This window comes from Allobosea sp. 05T439, from assembly GCF_056396005.1.
In genome coordinates this window covers 205,777-230,271 of record NZ_JBFTKP010000009.1, presented here as the reverse complement: position 1 = coordinate 230,271, position 24,495 = coordinate 205,777, and the positions used below count along the sequence as shown (strand labels likewise).

General features: G+C 64.8%; 23 protein-coding genes, 1 tRNA gene and 1 pseudogene. 10 read left to right on the top strand and 15 right to left on the bottom strand.

All coding sequences use genetic code 11. The features are described from left to right. Positions 1-149: 149 nt before the first annotated feature. Both AC1DIO_RS13525 and AC1DIO_RS13520 read right to left on the bottom strand, forming a co-directional pair. Positions 150-485: a hypothetical protein gene (locus AC1DIO_RS13525; RefSeq protein WP_441491561.1), complete on the bottom strand. Its 336-nt coding sequence runs from the start codon at positions 483-485 to the stop codon at positions 150-152. Between the two features lie 78 nt (positions 486-563). Further along, positions 564-1,205 (bottom strand): YoaK family protein, encoded by a 642-nt coding sequence (locus AC1DIO_RS13520; protein WP_441491560.1) that lies wholly within the window; start codon positions 1,203-1,205, stop codon positions 564-566. 420 nt (positions 1,206-1,625) lie between these two features. Here AC1DIO_RS13520 and AC1DIO_RS13515 point away from each other — a divergent pair, with 420 nt between their 5' ends. Then, positions 1,626-3,191, top strand: a complete 1,566-nt coding sequence (locus tag AC1DIO_RS13515; RefSeq protein ID WP_069879891.1) for a 2-isopropylmalate synthase — start codon at positions 1,626-1,628, stop codon at positions 3,189-3,191. A gap of 105 nt (positions 3,192-3,296) precedes the next feature. Here AC1DIO_RS13515 and AC1DIO_RS13510 read toward each other — a convergent pair whose 3' ends face one another. Both AC1DIO_RS13510 and AC1DIO_RS13505 read right to left on the bottom strand, forming a co-directional pair. Then, positions 3,297-4,121, bottom strand: a complete 825-nt coding sequence (locus AC1DIO_RS13510; RefSeq protein ID WP_441506285.1) for a class I SAM-dependent methyltransferase — start codon at positions 4,119-4,121, stop codon at positions 3,297-3,299. 96 nt (positions 4,122-4,217) lie between these two features. Next, positions 4,218-4,700 carry an Lrp/AsnC family transcriptional regulator gene (locus AC1DIO_RS13505; protein WP_441506284.1) on the bottom strand — a complete coding sequence of 161 codons (483 nt, stop codon included), beginning with the start codon at positions 4,698-4,700 and terminating at the stop codon, positions 4,218-4,220. Positions 4,701-4,822: 122 nt separating this feature from the next. On the opposite strand from AC1DIO_RS13505, the gene phhA reads away from it, so the two are divergent. The 3 genes from phhA to AC1DIO_RS13490 all read left to right on the top strand — a co-directional run bounded on the left by phhA (position 4,823) and on the right by AC1DIO_RS13490 (position 7,327). Continuing rightward, positions 4,823-5,698 carry a phenylalanine 4-monooxygenase gene (phhA, locus tag AC1DIO_RS13500; protein ID WP_441506283.1) on the top strand — a complete coding sequence of 292 codons (876 nt, stop codon included), beginning with the start codon at positions 4,823-4,825 and terminating at the stop codon, positions 5,696-5,698. Between the two features lie 135 nt (positions 5,699-5,833). After that, positions 5,834-7,108, top strand: a complete 1,275-nt coding sequence (locus tag AC1DIO_RS13495) for a solute carrier family 23 protein (protein ID WP_476853501.1) — start codon at positions 5,834-5,836, stop codon at positions 7,106-7,108. A gap of 143 nt (positions 7,109-7,251) precedes the next feature. Further along, positions 7,252-7,327 (top strand) — tRNA-Lys (locus AC1DIO_RS13490). Positions 7,328-7,545: 218 nt separating this feature from the next. Here AC1DIO_RS13490 and AC1DIO_RS13485 read toward each other — a convergent pair. Together AC1DIO_RS13485 and AC1DIO_RS13480 are read right to left on the bottom strand one after the other, a co-directional pair. After that, positions 7,546-8,453, bottom strand: a pseudogene (locus tag AC1DIO_RS13485) (1-aminocyclopropane-1-carboxylate deaminase/D-cysteine desulfhydrase). A 180-nt stretch (positions 8,454-8,633) separates the two neighbouring features. Continuing rightward, positions 8,634-9,311: an HPP family protein gene (locus AC1DIO_RS13480; protein WP_441506281.1), complete on the bottom strand. Its 678-nt coding sequence runs from the start codon at positions 9,309-9,311 to the stop codon at positions 8,634-8,636. Positions 9,312-9,548: 237 nt separating this feature from the next. Between AC1DIO_RS13480 and AC1DIO_RS13475 the strand changes: the two genes are divergently transcribed. Together AC1DIO_RS13475 and AC1DIO_RS13470 are read left to right on the top strand one after the other, a co-directional pair. Continuing rightward, positions 9,549-10,061, top strand: a complete 513-nt coding sequence (locus tag AC1DIO_RS13475; RefSeq protein WP_441506280.1) for an MgtC/SapB family protein — start codon at positions 9,549-9,551, stop codon at positions 10,059-10,061. 147 nt (positions 10,062-10,208) lie between these two features. Beyond that, positions 10,209-10,463 carry a hypothetical protein gene (locus AC1DIO_RS13470; protein WP_441491552.1) on the top strand — a complete coding sequence of 85 codons (255 nt, stop codon included), beginning with the start codon at positions 10,209-10,211 and terminating at the stop codon, positions 10,461-10,463. A gap of 3 nt (positions 10,464-10,466) precedes the next feature. On the opposite strand, the gene AC1DIO_RS13465 is transcribed toward AC1DIO_RS13470, so the two are convergent. From AC1DIO_RS13465 to AC1DIO_RS13440, 6 genes are all read right to left on the bottom strand, one after another. Further along, positions 10,467-11,855: a M20 family metallopeptidase gene (locus AC1DIO_RS13465; RefSeq protein ID WP_441506279.1), complete on the bottom strand. Its 1,389-nt coding sequence runs from the start codon at positions 11,853-11,855 to the stop codon at positions 10,467-10,469. Positions 11,856-11,872: 17 nt separating this feature from the next. After that, entirely contained in the window at positions 11,873-12,886 is a 1,014-nt protein-coding gene (locus AC1DIO_RS13460) for an ABC transporter ATP-binding protein (RefSeq protein WP_476853500.1), read from the bottom strand. After that, complete coding sequence (locus AC1DIO_RS13455) at positions 12,883-13,869, bottom strand: ABC transporter ATP-binding protein (protein ID WP_441506277.1); 987 nt, start codon at positions 13,867-13,869, stop codon at positions 12,883-12,885. The genes AC1DIO_RS13460 and AC1DIO_RS13455 overlap by 4 nt, the downstream gene beginning before the upstream one ends. Next, on the bottom strand, positions 13,869-14,765 hold the full coding sequence (locus tag AC1DIO_RS13450) for an ABC transporter permease (RefSeq protein ID WP_441506276.1): 897 nt from the start codon (positions 14,763-14,765) through the stop codon (positions 13,869-13,871). The genes AC1DIO_RS13455 and AC1DIO_RS13450 overlap by 1 nt, the downstream gene beginning before the upstream one ends. 2 nt (positions 14,766-14,767) lie before the next feature. Beyond that, entirely contained in the window at positions 14,768-15,685 is a 918-nt protein-coding gene (locus AC1DIO_RS13445) for an ABC transporter permease (protein WP_441506275.1), read from the bottom strand. Positions 15,686-15,864: 179 nt separating this feature from the next. Further along, complete coding sequence (locus AC1DIO_RS13440; RefSeq protein WP_441506274.1) at positions 15,865-17,394, bottom strand: ABC transporter substrate-binding protein; 1,530 nt, start codon at positions 17,392-17,394, stop codon at positions 15,865-15,867. A 169-nt stretch (positions 17,395-17,563) separates the two neighbouring features. Between AC1DIO_RS13440 and AC1DIO_RS13435 the strand changes: the two genes are divergently transcribed. Both AC1DIO_RS13435 and AC1DIO_RS13430 read left to right on the top strand, forming a co-directional pair. Next, on the top strand, positions 17,564-18,535 hold the full coding sequence (locus tag AC1DIO_RS13435) for a LysR family transcriptional regulator (RefSeq protein ID WP_441506273.1): 972 nt from the start codon (positions 17,564-17,566) through the stop codon (positions 18,533-18,535). Beyond that, positions 18,532-19,971: an SNF2-related protein gene (locus tag AC1DIO_RS13430; protein ID WP_441506272.1), complete on the top strand. Its 1,440-nt coding sequence runs from the start codon at positions 18,532-18,534 to the stop codon at positions 19,969-19,971. The genes AC1DIO_RS13435 and AC1DIO_RS13430 overlap by 4 nt, the downstream gene beginning before the upstream one ends. A gap of 18 nt (positions 19,972-19,989) precedes the next feature. Here the strand turns inward: AC1DIO_RS13430 and AC1DIO_RS13425 are convergent, their stop codons facing one another. After that, positions 19,990-20,127, bottom strand: a complete 138-nt coding sequence (locus tag AC1DIO_RS13425; RefSeq protein ID WP_162768072.1) for a hypothetical protein — start codon at positions 20,125-20,127, stop codon at positions 19,990-19,992. Between the two features lie 162 nt (positions 20,128-20,289). On the opposite strand from AC1DIO_RS13425, the gene AC1DIO_RS13420 reads away from it, so the two are divergent. Next, positions 20,290-21,051: an SDR family NAD(P)-dependent oxidoreductase gene (locus tag AC1DIO_RS13420; RefSeq protein ID WP_441506271.1), complete on the top strand. Its 762-nt coding sequence runs from the start codon at positions 20,290-20,292 to the stop codon at positions 21,049-21,051. A gap of 6 nt (positions 21,052-21,057) precedes the next feature. On the opposite strand, the gene puuE is transcribed toward AC1DIO_RS13420, so the two are convergent. Further along, positions 21,058-22,482, bottom strand: a complete 1,425-nt coding sequence (puuE, locus tag AC1DIO_RS13415) for an allantoinase PuuE (RefSeq protein ID WP_441506270.1) — start codon at positions 22,480-22,482, stop codon at positions 21,058-21,060. Positions 22,483-22,610: 128 nt separating this feature from the next. Continuing rightward, complete coding sequence (gene uraH, locus AC1DIO_RS13410) at positions 22,611-22,967, bottom strand: hydroxyisourate hydrolase (protein ID WP_441491541.1); 357 nt, start codon at positions 22,965-22,967, stop codon at positions 22,611-22,613. Between the two features lie 171 nt (positions 22,968-23,138). Between uraH and AC1DIO_RS13405 the strand changes: the two genes are divergently transcribed. Next, on the top strand, positions 23,139-24,374 hold the full coding sequence (locus AC1DIO_RS13405; protein ID WP_476769351.1) for a urate hydroxylase PuuD: 1,236 nt from the start codon (positions 23,139-23,141) through the stop codon (positions 24,372-24,374). Positions 24,375-24,495 lie beyond the last annotated feature (121 nt).

Below are 24,495 nucleotides of genomic sequence, written 5' to 3'. Positions count from 1 at the left end.
GCAAATCACGCACCCCTAGATTGACCTGTCGGCTCTGGATCTGATGGCATGGTGTGGCGGTCTTCGTACTGACCACGGACAKAAGCATGATCCTGGCGACGAGATATCGTTCAGAGGGACTTGACGATCAAAGGCCCATTACAGAAGCCTTACGGATAACCGAACCGTGACTTGGTGGCGCGCACCTGGGAGATCGCCCTAGCGTCATTGCCCGCGGCGCAACTCGTGCGGGCATTGGCAATCTCGGCACTGACGCGGCTGTGCACGCCCTTGGTGGTGTGGCCGGTCGCGAGGTCGTTATCCATCACCGCCTGGAAACGTTCGACCTCGCCCGAGCAGCCCGATCCGCTCGGCATGCGGAAGGTGCTGGGCGTCACGCCCGGTGCTGCCTGCTCCGGAGCCGGGGCGGGCGGTGGTCCTGCTGTCTGGCAGGCGGCGAGAAGGAAGCCGGCGAGGGCGGGGATCAAGAACGAAGTGGCGCGCATCGCATGCAGGCTCCGGCTGGCGAACGGCCGGGACAATGACCGATTCCCCGCGCGGTTCCAATCGCCTCCGCTCGCAGGTCAGTCCGTCAGTAGGAGGCGGGAGGCAGCCAGTGTCAGGAACCCCGAGAAAGCGGCGGCCAGCCAGATTGCGTCGAGTCCGATCATGTGATGCGCAAGAGCGCCGGCAACCGCTCCGCTCAGCAGCCCAAGCCAGAGCGTGAAATGGCGCAGCCAGGCGAGGCGGGAGCCGCCAAGCAGGGCCCCGGCGATGCGTTGCCCCATCTTTACCAGCGTGCCGGTCATGTAGGTCAGGCCGATCGTGACCTCGCCGTCGCGCTGGAAGACGGAGTTTTCCATGCCCATGGCGACGGCGAGCATGGCGATGCTGATGCCGGCCTCTCCCAGCCTGTCGGACAGCGCAGCGATGAAGAGACAGATCGTCAGAGCTGCCAGCACGGCGGTATGCCGCCTCGTCCGGGCAAAATGTCCGACGAGCGAGCCGAGCACCACGCCGCCGACGAAGAGCATGATGATACCGCCTGCCAGCGCGATACCGCCGAGATGGCCGTTGGCGAGTTCGATCCCGAGCCGCGTCGTATTCCCGGTCATGAAGGACACGAAGAAACCGCCAAGGCTGATGAAGCCGAGCGCATCGACATAGCCTGCAAGACAGGTCAGCCCGACCGCAAGACCGATCGTGCGGCGGTCGTAGCGCATCATCGGATATCTCTCCCCAGCCTGCCCGGCGATCGAATGCGATTCGCGGGGAGCGGACAATGCATGCCGCGCCAGCAGTTGCGGCCCGGTCAGGATAGCGAGACTCCGGCCGGGACGACGTTGCAAACTTCGCATGCGTCACATGCTTGCGCACCGCGGGTGCTTTCGGTTACATCGTGTCCAGTCGAACGAGGAACGCCCGTGGCCGCATCTGCCACCCATGCCTGGATCCTGAGCCGCGCCGCTGCGCGGACGGTCGGCATGCGCGCTCCGCTTGGCCTTGGTCAGCTTCTTCTCCTTAGCCGCCCCTGAGGGCCGGCCGGGCATGCATGCCTGGGCGCTCAGGGGAGTGACGAGAACCGCCTTCCAGACCTAACGCGCCCATCCCAACGACCGCGGCGCGACCCAATCAGGATCACGACCATGACCAACGCTTCCCAGACTGCATCCTCCAAGGACCGGGTGCTGATCTTCGACACCACTCTGCGTGACGGTGAACAATGCCCCGGCGCGACCATGACCTTCGAGGAGAAGCTGGAGGTCGCGGATGTGCTGGACGCCATGGGCGTCGACATCATCGAGGCCGGATTCCCGATCGCGTCCGATGGCGATTTCGAGGCCGTCTCGGAAATCGCCAAGCGGATCAAGCGTGCGACCGTTGCCGGGCTGGCGCGCGCCATCAGCGCCGATATCGCTCGGGCAGGGGAAGCCGTCCGCCACGCGGTGAAGCCGCGCATCCACACCTTCGTCTCGACCTCTCCGATCCATCTGCAGCATCAGATGCGCAAGACCGAGGATGAGGTTCTGGAGATCATCACCAGGACCGTCGCCCAGGCGCGCAACCTGGTCGAGGATGTCGAGTGGTCGGCGATGGATGCGACGCGCACGCCGATCGAGTATCTCTGCCGGGCGGTCGAGACGGCGATCAAGGCGGGGGCGACGACGATCAACCTGCCCGATACCGTCGGCTACGCGACGCCGGACGAGTATCGCACCATGTTCAGCTCGATCCGCGAGCGCGTGCCGAATGCCGACAAGGCGATCTTCTCGGTGCACTGTCATAACGATCTCGGCCTGGCTGTCGCCAACTCGCTGGCCGGCATCGAGGGCGGCGCGCGGCAGGTCGAATGCACGATCAACGGCATCGGCGAGCGCGCGGGCAACGCGGCGCTGGAAGAGGTGGTGATGGCCCTGCGGGTCCGTGGCGACGTCCTGCCCTACGATACCGGCATCGAGTCGGCCATGCTGATGCGTGCGTCGAAGGCGGTTTCCACCGCCTGTTCCTTCCCGGTGCAGTACAACAAGGCGATCGTCGGTCGGAACGCTTTCGCCCATGAAAGCGGCATTCACCAGGACGGCATGCTGAAGCACCAGCAGACCTATGAGATCATGACGCCCGCCTCGGTCGGCGTGACCAAGACCTCACTGGTGATGGGCAAGCATTCGGGGCGCGCCGCCTTCCGCTCCAAGCTGAAGGACATGGGCTACGATCTCGGCGACAACCAGCTGGAGGACGCCTTCACCCGGTTCAAGGCCTTGGCCGATCGCAAGAAGCACGTCTATGACGAGGATATCGAAGCGCTGGTCGACGAGAACATCGCAACCGCGCATGACCGCGTGAAGCTGGTCTCGCTGACGGTGATCGCCGGCACGCGTGGCCCGCAGCGGGCCATGATGAAGCTGGATGTCGAAGGGCGCGTCGTCGCCGAGGAAGCCGAAGGCAACGGGCCGATCGATGCGGTCTTCAAGGCGATCAAGGCGATCGTGCCGCACGAGGCCCATCTGGAGCTCTACGACGTCCATGCCGTGACGGAGGGCACCGATGCCCAGGCCGAGGTTTCTGTCAGGCTCTCCGAGGGCGGTGCGTCGGTCACTGGCCGCGGCGCCGACCCCGACACTCTGGTCGCTTCGGCCAAGGCCTATCTCTCGGCGCTCAACAAGCTGATCGCGCGCGGTGCGCGCGTGCATGCGCAGGCGGCTGCGGAGTAGCTGCCACCCTTCAACTGCGGGCCCCGGGCGAGACGATGAGTTCGTCCCGGGGGCTTGCGGTAAAGTGATGTTCCGGCGGTTTGCAACGAGACCGGTGATGCTGCGTCAGCCGGGCTTGCTACCTCTGGCGACCAGGGCCGGCGACGGCACGGCATAGATGCCGTTGCGCTCGTATGCGGAGACCCGTTCGCGCAGATATTCCTTGATCCTGGCCAGGTTCTCCGGACGCTGCAGGCGCAGGACAGCTGCGGCGCGGACCGTGCCGGATGAAATGGCGTCGATGATCGCGTCGGGAGATGAAACGCGCCAGACCAGCGGGACTTCCATGGTCGATATATTCACGAAACCGGCTCGGGCGAGCAACTGGGCGGCGAAGCCCGGTTCGCCATAGCTGAAGAAGTTGGGGCCGGGAGGCAGCCCCACGTCCAGTGAGCCATGAGCGTGGATCGCGTCATAGACCATCGAGAAAGCGATGCACTTCGTCGCGTCGCTCCACGAGGCGTAGGCAAAGCGCCCGGCGGGTTTGAGAGTGCGGCAGGCCTCGGCCAGTGCCTTGTCCGGATCGGGCAGGTGGGGCAATCCGAAGGCGTTGAGGACGGCATCGAACTCACCATCGGCAAAAGGGAGGGCCTCGGCATCCCCCTCCACAAAGCGGATATCTGGATAGGTCTGCTGTGCCAGCCGAATCTGGACTGCGGAAAAGTCCAGGCCGATGGCATCTGCGCCATGATCACGCGCGGCGGCCGCCACATAGCCGACACCGCAGGCGACATCGAGAACCCTATCGCCCGCATTCAGGTCGGCGGCGCGGATCAACTCGGGGATGCAACCCGATGTCACTTCGCCCAGATTGCGATGATAGGCGAGCGCGACCGTCGCCGAGCCCCAGCCCGTCTGCTCGAGATTCCCGAAGGCACTGGATGCGGCCATCAAACGGGCCTCCCCATTACACTCCGCTTGGCCGCGGTCGCGCGGCGCGCATCGTACCTGAGAATAGCACGATCGGAGCGAAACGTCCGCTCGCCCTCACACCGGCCAGCCCTCGTCCGCTTTGATCGTCGCCAGCACGAAGGAGGAGCGCATGTCCGCGACGCCGGGCAGCGTCAGCAGGCGCTGCATCGCGAATTCGCCATAGGCCTCGATATCGTCCGCGACGATATGAACGAGCAGGTCGCATTCGCCGGTCATGGCCTGACAGGAGATCACTTCCTCGAAGGATTTGAGCTTCTCGACCAGCCTTGTCCGCCAGTCCGGGTCGGATTGCGAGAGCTTGACGAAGGCATAGGCTTCGACGCCGTGGCCGAGTGCGCGCCGGTCCAGTTCCGCGCGGTAGCCAGTAATGATGCCGTCCTCCTCCAGCGCCTTGAGCCTGCGCAGGCAGGGCGAGGCCGCCATGCCGATCTCTTCGGACAGCGCTGCGTTGGTGATCCGGCCATTACGCTGCAGGGCGCGCAGGATCCGCCGATCGGTCTCGTCGAGCCGAGACGGGTTTGCAGGATGGTGGGGCATCATCGGACCTCAATCCATTTCCTCGGGTCATATCCTGCCAACAGACGTGTCGAAGAACAAGAAATGGTCAGGACATGACCGTCGGCTCCGCGCATGCTCAGTGCATGCAAGGGAGGTGCGCCATGTCGACCGATCCGTTCTCCCGCTCCGGCTTGAAGCCGCATGAAATACCAGAGGATTTCGTCGTCGATCAACGTTTCGACGCCTATTCGCGGGCTGATCATGAAACCTGGTCGCGGCTGCATCGACGCCAGGCCGAGTTGCTCCGCGGTTGCGTCTGCGACGAATATTTCGAGGGGCTCACTGCGCTTGGCATCGCTGCCGATGGCATTCCCGATTTTCGCGACCTGAACCGCGTGCTCGAAGCGGCGACCGGCTGGACGGTGGTGGCCGTGCCGGGGCTGGTGCCGGACCGGGTCTTCTTCACGCATCTGGCGGCACGCCGCTTCCCAGCGGGCTTCTGGATCAGGCGGCCAGAGGAGTTCGACTACATCGAGGAGCCGGACATCTTCCATGACATCTTCGGCCATGTGCCGCTGCTGATGAACCGGGCCTATGCCGATTTCGTCGCGGCCTATGGCGAGGCGGGATTGCGACTGCATGATGCCGCCGATCTTGCGCGGCTGGCGCGGCTCTACTGGTACAGCGTCGAGTTCGGGCTGATCGAGACCAAGTCCGGCCTGCGCATTTTCGGTGCCGGCATCGCCTCCTCGCCGGGGGAGACGATCTTCGCGCTCGAGAGCACATCACCCAACCGCATCGCCTTCGATGCGGTCCGCGTGATGCGTACGCTCTACCGCATCGACGATTACCAGCAGAGCTATTTCGTGATGCCCGGCTTCGACGCCATGCCGGCGCTTGATGAAACATCGCTGGCGATGACCTTGTCCCAGGCGCGGGCCGGGGCCGATATCGATCCGGAAATGGCGCTGCCGGCGGATCGTCTTTTCCAGCGTGGTGATCAGAGCCACCATCGGCAAACGCAGATCGCCTCCTGAGCTGCCGGGGAGAACCGGTTTTCCCCTGAAATCACAGCGATTTCGCTGCCGCCGTCTTGGCGGCGGCAGCGCGCTTGCCTTCTATGTCCGTTCGTGACGCGAGCATGGTCGCGGCTTGGCTGGGGAGCGTGAGGCATGGCTGGCTATTTTCCGAAATGGACATTGAAAACAACCGGCGCGGTGATGCCGGATGAGCGGCTGCCGACCGGGCAGACGATCGTCGCGGGGTTGCAGCACGTCGTTGCCATGTTTGGCTCGACAGTGCTGGCACCGCTGCTGATGGGGTTTGACCCCAATGTCGCGATCTTCTTCTCGGGCATCGCGACGCTGCTCTTCTTCGTGATCACCAGGGGGCAGCTGCCGAGCTATCTCGGTTCCTCCTTTGCCTTCATCGGCGTGGTGATCGCTGCGACGGGCTATGCCGGGGCTGGCCCCAACGCGAATATCGGGGTGGCGCTTGGCGGCATCATCGCCTGCGGCGCGGTCTATTTCGCCATCGGCCTGATCGTGCAGGCCGTCGGCACCAACTGGATCGAGAAACTGCTGCCGCCCGTGGTCACCGGCGCGGTTGTCGCCGCGATCGGTCTCAACCTGACCGCGGTCGCGATGAACATGATCTMGGCGAGCCCCTATACGAAATGGATCGCGTTGTTCACCGTCGTCGCGGTCGCGCTGGTGGCGGTTTACGGGCGCGGGCTGGCGCAGCGGCTGCCGGTGTTGATCGGCGGCCTCACGGCCTATGTGGTCTATGCTGCGACGGCCTCATCTTTCGGCGCTCCGACAATCGATTTCGGGAAGATCGCCGCAGCATCCTGGTTCGGCTTGCCGAATTTCGTCGCACCGGTCTTCGATTTCAAGGCGATGGCGCTGATCGCTCCGGTCGCGATCATCCTGGTCGCGGAGAATCTCGGGCATATCAAGGGCATTGCCGTGATGACCGGCCGTAACCTCGATCCGCTGATCGGGCGCGGCTTCATGGCCGACGGGTTGGGGACCATCATCGCCGGGTCGGGCGGCGGCACGGGCGTCACGACCTATGCCGAAAACATGGGCGTGATGGCGGTGACGCGGGTCTATTCGACCCTGGTCTTCGTCGCTGCGGGCGTGATCGCACTGGTGCTCGGCTTCTCGCCCAAATTCGGCGCGGTGATCGGCACGATCCCGGTCGCAGTGCTGGGCGGTCTCGCTGTCGTCGTCTTCGGCCTGATCGCTGCGACTGCGGGCCGGATCTGGGTMGAGAACAAGGTCGATTTTTCTGCGCCGAAGAACCTCATCACGGTTGCGACCGCGCTGATCCTCGGCGCCGGCGATCTCAAACTGCCGATTTTCGGCTTCGAACTCGGCGGAATCGGCACCGCTACCTTCGGTGCGATCGCACTTTACCACCTGCTCAATCGCCGCACTGCGTGAGGATTTCTCGCAGTTGCACACAGGCATTTAGCCGGAGTGCATTTTTCTGCTCAAACGGGGTGGACAGGGCAGGGGGCGTTTGTTACACGCCCCCTGCCTGACGCGGTTCCGGCCGGCAGAAAGGCAACGTCTTCGTGGCGTATGGGTGATTAGCTCAGTTGGTAGAGCAGCTGACTCTTAATCAGCGGGTCGTAGGTTCGAGCCCTACATCACCCACCACGAACCTTCCTTGAAGTTCAGATATTTAGCCCCGCCTGGGGACCGGCCTTGCCCGGGACCGGCATGGTTGTTTTGCGGCTCGTGCTGCATGTTCCGGTATGCATTCGTGCCGAGCCGGCCAAATCTTCGACCCAGCGTAGCAGCGGCAACTTCGGCCAGATTCCAGCGCTCCGCACAGCCGGACGAGCGCCCCGTTTGAACGAAGGCGTGTGCGCGGATCAGCCCTGTTCGAAAATCGCCGGCGTGCCGCCGGTGTGCAGGATGCAGGCCGCGTCATCGGGCGAAATGATGCGGTCTTCCGCCAGCTTCAGAAGCCCGGCGAAGGTTTTGGCCACGTAGGTCTGTTCAAGGATCAGCGCCTCATGCCGGGCAAAGAGAGCTGCCGCCTGAACCGATGCCGGCGTGGGGGTGCCATATCCCTCGCCGAGTTGTCCGAGGTCGATGCGGACGCGGTCGAGACACCCTGATGGCAGGGCTCGGCCAACAAGCCCAGCAAGGTCGCGCAGGATAGCGTCGAGACGGCGCCGAAGGGTACAAGCGTCGTATTCGACGCTGACCAGATGGAAGGTCCACGGCAGTCCGAGGACGGCCGCTCCGAAGATCATTCCCGCTTCCGTCACGCCCATCGAGCCGGGAAGTACGATGTGCCGGAGATCGAGACTCAGCGCCTGGGCCTGTTCGGATAACTCCTGCGCCGCCCGGACATAGCCCAACGCCCCCAGAACCGGATCGCCAATCAGATAGGGCCGTCGTCCCGCTGCCACGAGTTCGGCGATTGTCTGCCACGCCAGCCGCCCACGCTCCTCCTCGCCAACGGGGCCGAGCATCTGGATGTCGGCCCCAGTCGCTTCGTCAGCAGGGCGTTGCCGCGCAGAGGAGCCGATGGGTCGCCGGCATAGAGGACGAGCATGTCGATGCCGATTTTTGCCGCCGCCGCCGCGGCCAGCCGGCATTGGTTGGAGGGCAGGCCGCCGGCCACCACCAACATGTCGCTCTTCCGTGCGAGCGCTTCTCCGATCCAGAATTCGAGGCTGCGCACCTTGTTGCCGCCGAAGGCCAGCGGCATGCAATCGTCGCGCTTGATCCAAAGCTGCGGATGCCCGGTCACACGGCCGATGCGGCGCATCGGCTCAAGCGCCGTTGGGCCGCCGACGAGATCGATCCGCGGAAACGCGCTCAGCATGACGTGGTCCAGATCCAGAATGCAGGGGCGCCGCCGCGACGCCGAGCATGGCGAGACAAGCGAAGCGCCCTATAGCAATAGACAAGCCCGGCGGCGGTGCAATCCAGCGCTCGATGCTGACGTTCAGGACGTCCGGGCTTGTCGGCGTGCCGCATTTGCCTCCGCATATTGCAGCAACCGGTCCAGATCATCGCGCGCGATGTCAAAGGTCTCGCCCATTTGCGCCAGAGCTTCGTCGATATCCGCCGCGATGAAGGGCGGAGCTGAGCCCGTCGGGAGTTTGTTCAGCTCGGTTCGTGCTGCACGATGGGGATAGGAGCGGCGCGAGAGGGCATGGAATGCCACCCCGAGCGCAACCAAGGCCAGCGAGTTCAACCCGACGGGGATCAGCGGGAACAGAGAGCCCCATTTGGCGACAGCCGAGCCACCAAGTGCGGCAGTCAGGGCAACCGCGCCGCCGGGAGGATGAAGCGACCGCGTGACCGACATGACGGCGATCGCAAGCGCCACCGCGAGCGCCGCGGCGAGGGTGACGTCAGGAACCGCCCAGGCAACGCAAAGGCCGACGCAGGCGGAGATGACGTTGCCACCAATGACGGGCCAGGGCTGGGCAAGAGGGCTTGTCGGAACGGCGAAGATCAGGACCGCGGAAGCCCCAATCGGCGCAACAACCAAGGGAGAAGGGGCCGGGAAGAGCAGGCCGGCTGCGGCGGTCAACGCAATGGCGACGAACGCGCCCGCACAGGCGATCAGACGTTCCGAGATCGTGGCGCCGGCGAGAATGGGACTGAAGAGTTTCACGCTGCCCGCACTGGTCCGATCGGTCGGGAGCGCTGCTTGTAATATGAGCATTGCGCACAGATCAACGGAAATTGCTATAATTCACGTTATTGTACGTTAATTTGGCGGCGGGGAGCTGGATGCAGCGGGGCGAGACCCAGGCGCCAGAAGTCTTGCCCGGTTCTTCCTGCACTGTTGATCAGTTCCGCTGCCGGGTAGAGAAATGAGGCTTCGCCGTGGCGTCGGGATTCGCTTCGCATGCTGACCGAACTCGACATTGTCCTGAAACTGCTCTGCGGTGCGCTTGCCGGCATCGCTGTGGGTTGGCAGCGGACGCTGAGGCACAAGAGCGCAGGAATTCGCACCTTCGGCCTTGTCGGTGTTGGCGCGGCGGCCGCAGCGGCCATCTTCAGCGGTGAGCTCTACGGGGCGCCCCATCCCGACGCCGCGAGCCGCGTCGTGCAAGGCGTCCTGACCGGCATCGGCTTCCTGGGGGCGGGCGTCATCATTCGGCGCGAGAATGACCGCATGCCGCATGGGCTGACGACAGCAGCGGCCGTCTGGGTGACAGCGGCGCTCGGTTCTGCGGCCGGGCTTGGTCACTGGCGTGTGGCGCTTACCGGCACGGCCATCGCGCTCGCCCTGCTCGCCATCGACCATTCGATCGAGCGTTGGGCGCAGGGACGACCGCCGAACGACGATCAATTCTCGGAGGGAGATGGCTCTCGATCCAAGGCAGGGACCGAGTCCGGAGATTCTTCGGGGCCCTGACCGGCGGGCCGTTCCTCCGCGCTCCTCCGTACGATGACACTGATGCCGCCGCCATCGAGCGGCGCTTTCGGAATGCCGGGGCGTTTGGTGGGCTGGCCGCGAACCTTCGCGGCTTCGACGCGTTGATGACCGAACAAKGAGTTCGTGATGTCCGCGACGACCACCGATCGGCTCAACTCACCGGGCGTGCCGCAGCCGCCATTTCCGCCGCCCGAGGCCCCGCCTCTGACGCCGGCAGAAGTCCCGCCGGCGCCGCCGGTCGAATCGCCGCCAGAGGAAGAGCCGGTCGGCGTCCCGCGCGATCCGCCGCCGGAGCTGCCACCGAATGTGCCGCCGGAGAGGCCTCCGGCGACACCGTTCGATCTGCCGCCCGACAGGGGGCCGCGTAAGCCTGTCGAATAGGCCTCAGAGTGCCGGCGTGTTGCCCTCGCCGAGATCCCAGTAGAGGCCCGCCATCATGCCGAGTCCCTCGCGCGCGATGGCGACGGGCAGGTGCTCGTCGGGAGCATGCTGGGAGCAGCCGGGATAGGAATGCGGCACCCAGATGGTGCGCAGGCCCAGGATCTCCGAGAAGATGTCGTTCGGCAGCGAGCCGCCGAGATTGGGCAGCAGCGCGGGCTTCTTCTCTGTGGTCCTGGCGATCGAAGCGAGCGCCCAATGCACCCATGCATCCTCGGGATCGAGGCGGGTCGCGTTGAAGATCTCGTCACGAGCGAGCGTGACCTCGACCATGCCGAAGCCGTGGCGCTTGAGGTGACGACGCAGCGCCGGCAGCACCTCCTGCGGGTCGATGCCGACCACGAAGCGGAGCTGGCAGCGGGCCCAGGCGCTCGGGGGCACGGCGTTCACGGGGGTTTCCGGCACGCCGGACTTCATCGCCAGCACGTCGAAGGAGCACCAGCCGAACACCTGCTCGGCGGGCGACAGGCCGGGCTCGCCCCATTCCGGATCGATCGTCGGGCCGTCCGGGCCGCCATCGACCTCGCAATCGGCGAGTGCCTTGCGCACCGGCTCGGGCAACTCTTTCGGCACCCACTCATGGATGCGGATCTGGCCGGTCGGGGAGGCGATCGAAGCGATGACATGGGCCAGCTGGATGGCGGGATCGGAGAGGATGCCACCCCAGTTGCCGGAATGGTGGCCGCCTTCGCGGGCAGTGATGGTGAGATCGAAGGTGACCCCGCCGCGCGAGCCGAGGAAGACCGTCGGGCGCTCGGCATTGAGGCGCGGCCCGTCCGAGCCGATCAGCACATCGGATTTGAACAGCTCCTTCTGCTCGGTGCAGAGCTCGCGCAGGCCGGGCGAACCGCATTCCTCGCCCATCTCGATCAGATATTTGGCGTTGAAGCCGAGCTTGCCGCGCGTTTCGAGGACGGCACGCAGGGCGTTGATGTTGATGACGTGCTGACCCTTGTTGTCGACGACGCCACGGCCATACCAACGGTCGCCGCGCTCGGTCAGTGTCCAGGGAGAGAGGCCCTCGCTCCACTGCTTGTCGAGGCCGCGGATCACGTCGCCATGGCCATAGCCGAAGATCGTCGGMAGGCTCGGGTCCTCGATACGCTCGGCGAAAAGGAACGGGCCCTTGGCGCGCGGATGGTTCAGCGTCCTGCAGGTGAAGCCGAGCGATTCCAGCAGCGGCTGCATTTCCCTCTCGAGATACTCGCTCAGAACCGGAGCACGCTCGGGGTTCTGGCTCTCGGTCGGCATCGCTACGAGGCGCGTAAGGTCGCTCTTGAACTTGCCGCTGTCGAAATAGTCATATGCATGCGCAATCGCCTTGGCGCGGGTCATGGTCGTCTCCTTGGATGTCAGGATGCAGTCGCGCCTGAGGCGGCGGATTCGTAGAGATGGCAGGCGACCAGCCCGCTCTCGTCCTGGCGCAGCTTTGGCGTCACCGTCGCGCATTGCGCCATCTTCGCCGGGCAGCGCGGATGGAAGGGGCAGCCGGGCGGCGGGTTGAGCGGGTCGGGAAAGGCGAGGCCGAGGCCGGTTTCCGGGATGCCCTTGCCCGGCTCCGGCGTCAGCACCGAGGCGAGCAGCGCCTTGGTGTAGGGATGGCGCGGCGCCTTGAAGAGGGTCGCGGTATCGGTCAGCTCGACGACCCGGCCGAGATACATCACGGCGACACGGGTCGCGATATGCTCCACCACAACGAGATTATGGCTGATGAAGACATAGGTCAGGCCAAGCTCGCTACGCAGGTCGTTGAGCAGGTTGAGGATCTGCGACTGCACGGAGACGTCGAGCGCCGAAGTCGGCTCGTCGCAGACCACCATCTCGGGGTTTAGGATCAGCGCACGTGCGATGGCGACGCGCTGGCGCTGGCCGCCCGAGAGCTCGCGCGGATACCGGTCCGCGAAGCGCCTGGGAAGGCCGACCTTCTCGAGGATGTCGATGGCGCGCTTGCGCCGCTCGGCCGCTGTGCCAAGGCCCTGCACCGCGAGCGGCAGCGCGACGATCGAGGCAATCGTCCGGCGCGGGTTGAGCGAGGAATAGGGGTCCTGGAAAACCGGCTGCACCCGCCTGGCCATGCCGAGCCGCCCGAGCTTGCCGACATTCTCGCCGGAGAGCGCGATCTCGCCGCTCGAAGGCGGCAACAGGCCGAGCAGCATGCGCGCCAGCGTGGACTTGCCGCAGCCGGACTCGCCGACGATGCCGAGCACCTCACCCTTGGCGATCGCCAGCGATACGCCGTTGACCGCGTGCAGCGTGCGCTTGCCCTTGAACAGGCCCTGGCTGACCGAGAAGGAACKGGTCAGCTCGCGGGCCTCGAGCAGGATCTCGGGTTGCGCGAGGTTGGGAGGCGAGAGAGCGCCGCTCATGCCGCGTCCTCCAGGATGCAGCGCCAACTCTGGCCGTCAGGCCGGTGGCGCAAGGGTGGGGTTTGCGCACATGCCGCTTCAGCGTGCTGACAGCGATCGCGGAAGCTGCAGCCCTTGATCTCGCCGATGAGCGAGGGAACGACACCGGGAATGACGCCGAGCTTGCCGCCCGGCTCCGTGCGTCCGGGGACAGGAATGCAGTCGATCAGTCCCTGGGTGTAGGGGTGGCGCGGCTGGCGGAAGATCGCTTCCGTCGGGCCTTCCTCGACGATCTGCCCGGCATACATCACGCCGACCCAGTCGGCGATGCGCGCGACGATGCCGAGGTCGTGCGTGATCAGCACCATGGCGATCCCGAGCTCCTGCTGGAGGTCGGCAAGCAGTCTCAGGATCTGCGCCTGGATGGTGACGTCGAGCGCCGTGGTCGGTTCGTCGGCGATCAGCAGTTCGGGGCCGCACATCAGCGCCATGGCGATCATCACGCGCTGGCGCAGGCCGCCCGAGAGCTGGTGCGGATACTGGCCGAGACGCTGGGCGGCATTGGCGATGCCGACCTTGTCGAGCAGATGGGTCGCGCGCTCGCGTGCCTCCGTCTCGCTCGCCTTCTTGTGCAGGCGATAGGCCTCGGTCATCTGGTCGCCGATGGTGTAGGCCGGATTGAGGGCCGTCATCGGTTCCTGGAAGATCATCGCCATGCGGTTGCCACGCAGGCTGTTGATGCGCTTGGCACCAGCCCTGGCGAGGTCTTCGCCGGCAAAGCCGAGCTTGCGGGCGCTGCGTTTCGCAGCCTTCGGCAGCAGGTCCATGATCGCAAGCGAGGTCATCGACTTGCCGCAGCCGGACTCGCCGACGAGGCAGAGTGTCTTGCCACGCTCGACCTTGAAGGAGAGGTCGCGGACCGCATGGAGCGGGCCGCGCGGGGTGGCGATGTCGACGGTGAGACCGTCGACATCCAGAATCACGGTGTTGTCGGCGGCCTGCATCAGGTGCGACCCTCCGGCGAGATCACGTCGCGCAGGCCGTCACCGGCGAGGTTGATCGCGAAGATGAGCACGGCGAGCGCCGTGCCGGGCAGGGCGATGAGCCAGAACGAGAAGAACATGTAGGCCTTGGCTTCGGAGATCATCAGCCCCCATGAGGGCAGGGGCGGCTGCACGCCGAGCCCGAGGAAGGAGAGCGCCGCCTCGAGCAGGATGGCGCTCGCCGCTTCCAGCGTGGCGACGACGATGAGATGCGGAGCGATGTTGGGCAGCACCTCGCCGAGGATGATGCGCGTGGTCGAGGCGCCGGCGGCCTGGGCGGCGGCGACATAGTCGAGCGAGCGGACCTGCTGGGTTGCGCTGCGCATGACGACCGCGAACCGGTCCCATTTCAGCAGGCCGAGCACCAGGATGACGATCCAGAGCGAGGAGCCGACGATGGCGACGACCGCAAGCGCGACCAGGATCACCGGCATCGACAGGCGCGTCGTCACCAGGAACGTCATCAGCATGTCGATGCGGCCACCGAAATAACCGGCGAGCAGKCCCATCGTCGTGCCGATCAGGCCCGAGATGACGACGACGCTTATGCCGATCAGCAGCGAGATCCGGGCGCCGTAGAGCAGGCGTGAGAGATAGTCGCGCCCGAGCGGATCGGTTCCGAGCGGGTGGGCCCAATTGCCCTTCTCGTACCAGAACGGCGGCACATTGCGGGCCGTCAGGTTCTGCAGATAGGGATCATGTGGCGCCAGAACCGGCGCGAGCAGCGCGATTGTGATGAAGAGCAGCAGCAGGCCGACGCCGAAGACGAAGGCCTTCTGGCCGAGCATGCGGCGCAGCAGCTTGCGGGCTTCGGAAAGCTCGGGAGCGTCGGGAGCGGAGAGTGCGGTTTCGCTCATGATCAAGCCACCCTGATGCGCGGGTCGAGCCAGGCATTGGCGATATCGGCCGCGAGCGTAAGCAGGACGTAGACGACCGAGAGCAGCAGGACGACGACCTGCATGACCGGGAAATCCTTGTAGGTAATGCTCTGATAGGCGAGGTAGCCGAGCCCATCGAGCGCGAAGATCGTTTCGATCACCACCGAGCCGCCGAGCAGGAAGCCGAGCTGGACGGCGGCGAGCGCCACCACGGGGACGACCGCGTTGCGCAGCGCGTGCTTGAACACGACCTTGCCGGGTGGCAGCCCTTTGGCACGGGCGGTGCGGATGTAGTCGGCGGAGAGTACTTCGATCATGCCGGCGCGGATCAACCGCATGAAGGCAGGCGCGGCGTAATAGCCGAGCGCCACGGTCGGCATGACGTAGTGCAGCCAGCTATCGGAGCCGGAAACCGGCAGCCAGCGCAGGGTGATCGAGAACAGCATCACCAGGATCAGCGCGAAGAAGAAGTTCGGCATCGCCTGGCCGACGACGGCGATCGCCAGCGCAACGCGATCGATCCAGCTATTGGCGTAGATCGCCGCGAGCACGCCGAGCGGAATCGAGATCAGCAGCGCGAAGGCGAGCGATGTCAGGCCTAGGATCAGCGTTACCGGGAGCTTGGCCATCACCAGCGAGGCGACGTCCGTCTTGAAATAGATCGACGTGCCGAGATCGCCGGAGAGTGTCCGCCAGAGCCAGTCGAGATACTGCACGAGGATCGGCCGGTTCAGGCCGTAGGTCTCACGGATCAGGTCGATATCGGCCTGCTGCGCACCTTCGCCGGCGATCGCGACCGCGACATCGCCCGACAGGCGCAACAGGAAGAAGGCGATGGCCGAGACGGCGAGCGCGACAAGCAGCGCCAGACCCAGCCGTTTGAGAATGAAGCCTAACACGTGGTGCTTCCAATGATGTTCATGGGGAACGGAATCCCTGGTCATCCCGGCCTGAGCGCGCCGGAAAGCGGGGATCCACATCTGAATCCCTGTTCCGAGACGCTCAGGCATGGATTCCGGATCGGCGCGGTCAGCACCGATCCGGGAAGACGCTTGGCTCGATCTGAGCGGAGAGCGTGCTACTTCCAGCTCATTTCCCAGAAGCGGACGAGCTCGTCCGGATAGGCCTTGAAGATCAGGTCCTTGTTCGCGACGTAATAGACCGGCAGCGAATAGAGCGGCGCGGCATAGGCCTTGTCGGCGATGATCTTCAGCGCCTCCTTATAGGCCTCCCTGCGGACCTCCGGCGCGACCGAGTTGTTGCCCTTGTTCAGCAGGTCGCGGACCTGCGGATCACGGGTGATGTCCTCGCTGCGGAAGGCGAAATAGTTCGGTGTGTTGGCCGAGACGTCGTTGACCGAGAACGAGCCCCAGGTCTGGTGCGTCAGCATCGCCTTGTTGGTGGCGATCAGCTCGCGCATGGCGGCGTATTGCAGGAAGCGCAGGTTGGTCTTGATGCCGACGGCCTGGAGATAGCCGATCAGCGCCTCGGTCTGATTGCGTTCGCGATAGGCGACGATGTCGAGCGTGAGGTCCTTGACGCCAGCCTCGGCGAGCAGCGCCTTGGCCTTGGCAGGGTCGTAGGGGTAGCGCGCGGCGCCCTCGTCCGTGCAGCCGAACTGCGAGGGGAAGCAGATCGTATTGATGACGCGCGAGCCGTCGCCAACGATGTTCTTGACCATCGCCTCGCGATCGATGGCGTGGATGATCGCCTTGCGGACGCGCTCATCCTTGAGCGCCGGGGAGGGCGTGTTCTCGAGGATGTTCATCTGCATGAAGACGATGCGCATCGTCTCGCCGGAGACGACCTGCAGCATCGGCACGGTCTTGAGCTGGTCGGCCTGATCCTTGGGCACGTGCATGATCAGGTCGCCACCGCCCGACAGCATCTCGGCCATCTGGGTCTGGCGGTCGGGGATGAAGCGGATTTCGATCTTGCCGACCTTGGCCTGCGCCTTGGGCGAATCCTTGAAGTAGTCCTTGTTGGTCTCAAGGGTGATCGACTTGCCGGGGACGTAGTTCGTGACCTTGTAGGGGCCCGAGCCGACCGGCTTCTCGTTCTGCCCCTTGGGGCCGACCTTCTCGTAATACTCGTTCGGATGGATCACGACTGGACCGGCAAGATACTCGATCGCAGCCGGGAAGATCTCCTTGGTGGTCAGGCGGACCTTGTACTTGTCGAGCTTCTCGGCCTTCTCGATCCAGTTGACGTTGCCCTGGGTGACGACCTTGCTTTCGGGCTTGGCGACGAAATTCAGGGTGTAGACCACGTCATCGGCGTCGAATTCCTCGCCGTTGTGGAACTTCACGCCTTCGCGGAGCTCGAACTCGATGGTCTTGTCGTCGATCTGCTTCCAGCTCTTGGCGAGTTGGCCCTTGTACTCGTTGGTGACCGGGTCGCGATAGACCAGCGTATCCCAGACATTGGCGCCGATGATCACGCCGATGCGGACGTTGTTGAAGAAGGGGTCGACGTTCTCAGGTGCCTGATCATAGGCGAAGCGGACGGTATTGGCGGCCTTTTGGGCGAATGCCGGCGTGGCCGCTCCCGCTGCGGCCAGAGCCGTCGAAGCCAGGGCCAACGCGATGGCCTTCGTGACAAATCTCATACTTCTTCCCCTCGCAGCGTTATCGCTCGTCTTGGTGTAGCCACGTGCGGCAACGGTCATCCGTCGCTCTGCATGCAGTTTGAAATCTGCCTAAGGAAAGCGCTTGCCGCCATAAGAATGAATAGAAGGGATCGTTGCCGAACCGGCAAAGCATCGCTAAAGCCCGATCATGCAAACTCCGGCGTTGCGATATTTCCTGGCAGTGGCGCGAACAGGGTCCGTCAGCGCTGCGGCGCAGCGGCTGCGCGTTGCCGGCTCGGCCGTCAGCCGACAGATCGCCAATCTGGAAAAGGAACTCGGCGCCGGCCTGTTCGAGCGGCGCTCACACGGCATGATCCTGACCCAGGCCGGCCAGACGCTTGCCGCCTATGCCCAGCGCCTGGAGCTCGAGAGCGAGCAGATCGTCAACGAAATCCGAGAGTTGCGCAGCGCGAGCAAGGGCCTGATCCGCCTCGGTGTCACCGAGGGCTTTGCCGTCAGCTTCATCCCCGAAGTCATTTACAACTTCCGGAGGCGCCACCCCAATGTTGCTTTCGATCTCAAGGTCATCTCGCCGCAGGTCGTGACCGAGCATATTCGCACCGGTTCGATCGATATCGGCCTGACCTTCGTGCTGCAGCCGGAGCGCGGGGTCACGATCAACTGGCAATGTGCGGCCCAGACCTATGCCTTCGTTGCGCCGCACCATCCGCTGGCKACCAAGACGCCGATCCATATCGAGGACATTTTCGCCCATCCGATCGGGGTGCTCGATGGCGAGGCGACGGTGCGCAGGATCGTCGATATCTACTTCTCGGCGCGGGGCCTGACCGTCGACCCGGTTCTGGTCACGACCAATGTCGCGAGCCTCAGACATCTCTGTAAGCTCGGCGGTGCCGTGATGTTCGCCAGCAGCATCTCCTTCGGCGCCTCGGTCCGCGATGGCTCGGTGGTCGCGCTGCCGCTCAGGGATGGCGAGTTGCCGCCGCGCAGTCTGCAAGTGCAGACCATGTCGGGCCGCGTGCTGCCGCGGCTGGTGACAAATTTCATCACCATGTTGATCGCGGAACTGCAGGCCGCCGACGCCGTGGCTGCGGCGGCGACGCCGCGCACCGGGCAGGCGGCCATGCCTGCCAAAGCGAGAGGAGCCGAGGGAGCATGACGAAGCCGACCGGAAGAGGCGTGGCGCCGTTGGAGATCATGATCCCGCACCCGCACCAGCTTGTCGCGCGCGATGCGATCCTTGCCGCGCGGGCGGCTGGAAAGCCGGGCTTCCTGCTCGGCGATCTGACGGGACTCGGCAAGACGCTTTCGGCCTGGCTCGCCGTTGCCGCGATGCAGGAGGACGAGGTGCTGGTGATCTGCCCCAAGGGCGCGATCCCACAATGGCGGCGCACCATCGCGCATTCCGGCCTGCCGCCGAAGAAGATCACGCTGATGAATTTCGAGCGGACGAAGTCATTGCTCGCAGCCCCCACCGACAGCAAGAAGCGCTCGACGCGGGCAAAGAACAACGAGCTCGCGAAGCTCGGGACGCCGAAGCGGGTCTGGCCGATCGTGGTGATCGACGAGGCGCATCGCATCCGCAATCCGAACTCGCAGCAGGGACTGGTCTGTCGCCAGATGGCCGCGGCGGCCCGCTTCGCGATTTATATGAGCGCGACGGCGGGCCAATCCCCGCACGAACTCTCCTATCTCGGATCGCTGCTGGCCCAGGCCGCCGGTGCTCCGAGCGCCGATCTCGACGGTTTTCGCGCCCTGATGAAGCGCCTGAAGATTGGCCGGGCCAAGGGGCGCTGGAAGAACTGGAGCTGGGAGTCGAACGAGGCGGACCGGAAGCTCATGTCGGATCTGCTGTACCGGGGCGAGAACGCAATCGGATTGCGCCGGCGGCCGGAAGAGATCGCCGGCTGGCCTGAGGTGCAGCGTGAGCTGGCGCCGATCGCGTTGGATGCGTCGGCACGGCGGCTCTACGACGCGACATGGCGCGAGTTCCGGCGGGAGCTCGGCCTGGCCGGTGGTTCGACACGCAAGCCGGCCGGCTGGGCGGCCGATCTCAGGTTCCGCCAGAAGGCGAGCCTGCTGCGTATTCCTGGCACCGCCGATTTCGTCGAAGACCTGCTCGGCAATGACGAACAGGTCGCGATCTCCGTCGCCTTTCTCGAGACCAGCGCGATGCTGACGGAGATGCTGCGCGGGCGCGGCTGGAAGGTCGGCGAGATCAATGGCGAGCATTCCGGGCAGGCCAATGAAGAGACGCGGCTTGCCTTCCAGACCGGGGCGCTCGACGTCGTCGTCTTTACGGTGACGGAGTCGATCTCCCTGCATCGAGGCGAGATGGCCGGCGGCGAGCGCGAGCGGTCGCTGGTMGTCCACGACATGCGACACGGCGCGATCCAGCTGCAGCAGATCGAGGGCCGCTGCCATCGCGACGGTCAGCACGCCACGATCTTTTATGCCTATGCCGAGGATACGGTGGAGGAGACGGTTGCGGCCACCGTCATCATCCGCATGGCGGCGATGGACGGAATGGCCGGGGACGACACGCAGATGCTGGATGCGATCGCGTCCCTCGTCGAGGAGCGAGCCGCGGCCTGAATGCACGGCAACCAGGTGTCACTGTTTGATGCTGCCCAGCAGGGAGTTGGTCAGGCCGACAAGGCCCAGCCATATCTCGCGGGTATAGGCGCCCTGATGAACGACAGCGTCAAAGCCGATGGCGATCACGGCGATGATCAATAGAATCCGGAACATGTGATCCCTCCTGGCCGAACCCTTGTTCAGAACGCAGGCGAGACCGGCCTGTTCCGCAGCGCAGCACGGTTCGCCGCCGCCAGGGGCCATCTATCGGCAGGTTGACCCCTGCACTGTGGCGGTGTCCCTTCGCGTTGCATCGAGGAGCGGTGAGGAAGCGGCATGTTCGAGGATCTGCAGGGCAAGCGCGTGCTGGTGACCGGTGCGTCTTCAGGGCTCGGTGAGTATTTCACCCGGCTTCTCGCGGCGCGGGGTGCGCATGTCGTTGCTGCTGCGCGCCGCCTCGACCGGTTGTCCGAGCTGGCTCGTTCCTGCGCCGGATTGCCGGGCAAGGTGATGCCGCTCGCGCTCGACATCGGATCGGTCGCGGCGATCGAGACCGGCATCCCGGAGGCGCAGGCTGCAATGGGCGGCCTCGATCTGCTGGTCAACAATGCCGGCGTTGCCGATCCCGAGCGCGCGCTGAGCCTGAGCGAGGCGCAATGGGATGCGCATCTCGACATCAATCTGAAGGGCTGTTTCTTCGCCGCACAGGCGGCCGCGCGTTTGATGGCCCAGCAGGAAAGCGGCGGCGCCATCGTCAATATCGCCTCGATCCTCGGCGAGCGCGTGGCGCTCAGCGTTGCGCCCTATGCGATTTCGAAGGCGGGACTGGTGCAGATGACCAAGGCGCTGGCGCTGGAATGGGCGCGCCACAAGATCAGGGTGAACGCGCTGGCGCCGGGCTATGTCGTCACCGATCTCAATCGCGCCTTCTTCGAGACCGACGAGGGCAAGGCGCTGATCAAGCGCATCCCGATGCGCCGCGCCGCCGATCTCACCGATCTCGACGGCCCATTCCTGCTGCTATGCTCAGACGCCGCCCGCTTCATGACCGGCTCGGTCGTTGCCGTCGATGGCGGCCATCTGGTCAGCGGGCTGTAGAGCAGTTCAGCCCGCCGGCAACAGATCCCGCAGCCTGAGCAGCGCGATCTTCTCCACCTGGACGAGCGCGGTCAGGAATTCCTGCTCCGGGGTGCTCTTCAGGCGCTCCTCGAAGGCAGCGACGATCTCATTCTTGGTGAGCCCCTTGACTGCGATGATGAAGGGGATGCCGAAGCGGGTCTTGTAGGCTTCGTTCAACGCAGTGAAGCGTGCGCGCTCGTCGCTGGTCAGCCGGTCGAGGCCGGCCGAGGCCTGTTCGATCGTCGACTCCGGAGTCAGTTCCTTGGCGGCGGCGAGCTTCCCGGCAAGATCGGGATGGGCGAGGAGAAGCGCGCGCTGCTGGTCGCGCGAACCGGAGCGCATCGCCTTCGCCATTGCCCTGTGCAGGCCTTCCGCGCTGTCCTCGCGGGCCGAGAGACCGGCGTCATAGCTGGTTTCGGCTACCCAGGGCGAGTGCTCCCAGACCCGGCCGAACACCTCGGCGAAAAGGGCTTTCGGGAGCTTTGATGGCTGGTAACCCCCGGCCGGCGGATGCTGCCTGATCCAGTGGCGGGCGATATCGAGCCGGGTCGCGACCCAGACGCGGTCATGGCTGCGGACATAATCGAGGAAACGGGCCAGCGCCGCGGCGCGGCCCGGACGGCCGACCAGCCGGCAATGCAGCCCGATCGACATCATCTTCGGCGCCTCGTCGCCCTCCGCGTAGAGGGTGTCGAAGGAATCCTTGAGATAGGTGAAGAATTGCTCGCCGGTGTTGAAGCCCTGCGGCGTGGCGAAGCGCATGTCGTTGGCGTCGAGCGTATAGGGGACCGTGAGCTGCGGGCCCTTCGGTCCGGTGATCCAGTAGGGCAGTTCGTCAGCGTAGGCGTCGGCGGTGTAGAGAAAGCCGCCTTCCTCCATCATCAGCGGCGTCGTGTTCTCGGATGAACGCCCCTGGTAGAAGCCGAGCGGTCTTTCGCCGGTGAGTGCGCGCTGGACACGAATCGCCTCATCGATATCGGCGCGCTCCTGCTCGGCGGGGAGGCTGCGATAGTCGATCCATTTCAGCCCATGGGTGGCGATTTCCCAGCCGGCCTCCTTCATCGATGTGACGATCTCGGGATAGCGCGCGAGCGCACTCGCAACGGCGAACACCGTCACCGGCAGGTGGCGTTCGGTGAACATGCGCCAAAGCCGCCAGTAGCCGGCACGCGAGCCGTATTCGTAGATCGACTCCATGTTCATGTGGCGCTGGCCGGGCCAGGGCGCGGCTCCGACGATCTCGGAGAGAAAGGCCTCCGAGGCCGCATCGCCATGCAGAATGCAGTTCTCGCCGCCTTCCTCGTAATTGATCACGAACTGCACGGCGATGCGGGCATTGCCCGGCCAATGCGGATGCGGGGCATTGCGGCCATAGCCGACGAGGTCGCGGGGGTAGGTCTGGTCGCTCATGGCTGATGCTCGCGAGGGTGATCTTGATTTGGCGGGAGGCGCCAGGATTGAGGCCGGGCGGCGATGTCTGGCCTTCTGTGTTGCATCGGCTTTACCGAAAGCCGCAATCCGGTTTTCGGGCCGATGCCTTAACTGCCGCGGTAGGTCGAGTAGCTCCAGGGCGAGGCCAGGAGTGGGACATGGTAGTGGCCTTCGGCGTCAGCGATGCCAAAGCGGATCGGCACGACATCGAGGAAAGCCGGCTCCGGCATGGTTGTGCCGAGTGAACGAAAATAGGCACCGAGCGCAAAGGTCAGTTCATAGGTGCCGGGCAGGACGGCCTCTCCGGTGAGCAAAGGCTGGTCGGTGCGTCCATCGGCATTGGTCGTGGTCTCGATGATGCGCTCGCGCTTGCCATCGGGCGTCAGGCGATCGAGTGCGAGCGTCAGACCTGCTGCGGGCCTGCCATTGACCGTGTCGAGCACATGCGTCGAGAGGCGTCCCATCCCATCCAATCCCTTGAAAATGCGCCGGCCGAGCCGCTGATGCTGTGTGCTGCTCGTGGCGAAGCTTGCGTTCGGAAAAAGGCCAACCCTAGTCTGGACGCATCATGAAGGTTCCATCCCGGATTCGGCCCTGTCAATCAATTGCGCGCCCTCGGGGAGTGGGGCTTTCCCATGCTTGACGCCTATCTGCTGGAATGGGGGGGCATGCTGCTGCGCTGGCTGCATGTGATCACGGCGATCGCCTGGATCGGCGCGTCCTTCTTCTTCATCCATCTCGACGCGTCCCTGCGGCCCGAGGCCGATATCCCGGCAGGTGAGGGAGGACGTGCCTGGCAGGTGCATGGCGGCGGTTTCTACGAGATGCGCAAATATCTGGTCGCCCCGCCGCGCATGCCGGAGGAGCTGACCTGGCATAAATGGCAGAGCTACTGGACCTGGATCTCGGGCTTCTTCCTGCTGGTCTGGGTCTATTACGCTCAGTCGGAACTCTATCTGATCGACCCGGCGGTCATGGCGCTATCGCCCTTCGCTGCGGGCGCGATCGGCATCGCCGCGCTGGCCCTGGGCTGGCTGTTCTATGACTGGCTCTGCAAGTCCCCGCTGGGCAAGAACGAGGTCGTGCTCGGCCTGCTCGGCTTCGGCTATGTCATTGCCGCATCCTACGCCTTCAGCCAGGTCTTCTCCGGGCGTGGCGCGCTGATCCATACCGGTGCGCTGATGGCGACGATCATGACCGCCAATGTCTTCTTCATCATCATGCCGAACCAGCGGAAGGTCATCGCCGCATTGACGGCCGGGGCGAAGCCCGATCCGAGACTCGGCAAGCAGGCCAAGCAACGCTCGACGCACAACAATTACATCACCCTGCCGGTGCTGTTCCTGATGCTGTCGAACCATTACCCCGTCACCTATGCGAATTCGGCGATCATTCCGGCCCTGGTGGCGCTGATCATCATCGCCGGCGCGCTGATCCGGCATTTTTACAATGTCCGCCATGCCGACCATGCGAAATCGCCATGGTGGACCTGGGCCGTTGCACTGGTTGCGCTCTGGCTTGCCTTCTGGTTGGCGATGGCATCGTCACCAGGCGGGCGCGAACGGCTCGGCCTGAAGGCTATCGAACCGGCCAGGCCGGCACTTCTGGCGGGAATGAACCTGCCGCCCGCCGAGGTGGCCAACATCGTGACCGGGCGCTGTGCCATGTGCCACGCGCCGGAGCCATCCTGGCCCGGCATCCAGATTGCGCCCAAGGGAATCTGGCTGCATGAGCCGGAGCGGATCGCCGTTCAGGCCCGCGCGATCCGGACACAGGCGGTGATGACCCATGCCATGCCGCCCAATAACCTGACCGGCATGACGGATGCAGAGCGGCGCACACTCGGAGCCTGGCTCGCCGCGCAGCGCTGAGGCTTCCGGGCTTTCGAAAGCGTTCAGCCTGTTTTCGACCGGCGCACGAAAATGTGAACCCATTCAGTTTCGGTTCACGTGGGCCTTGGCAAGGTCAGCAATACTGACTGGGCTGGAAGAA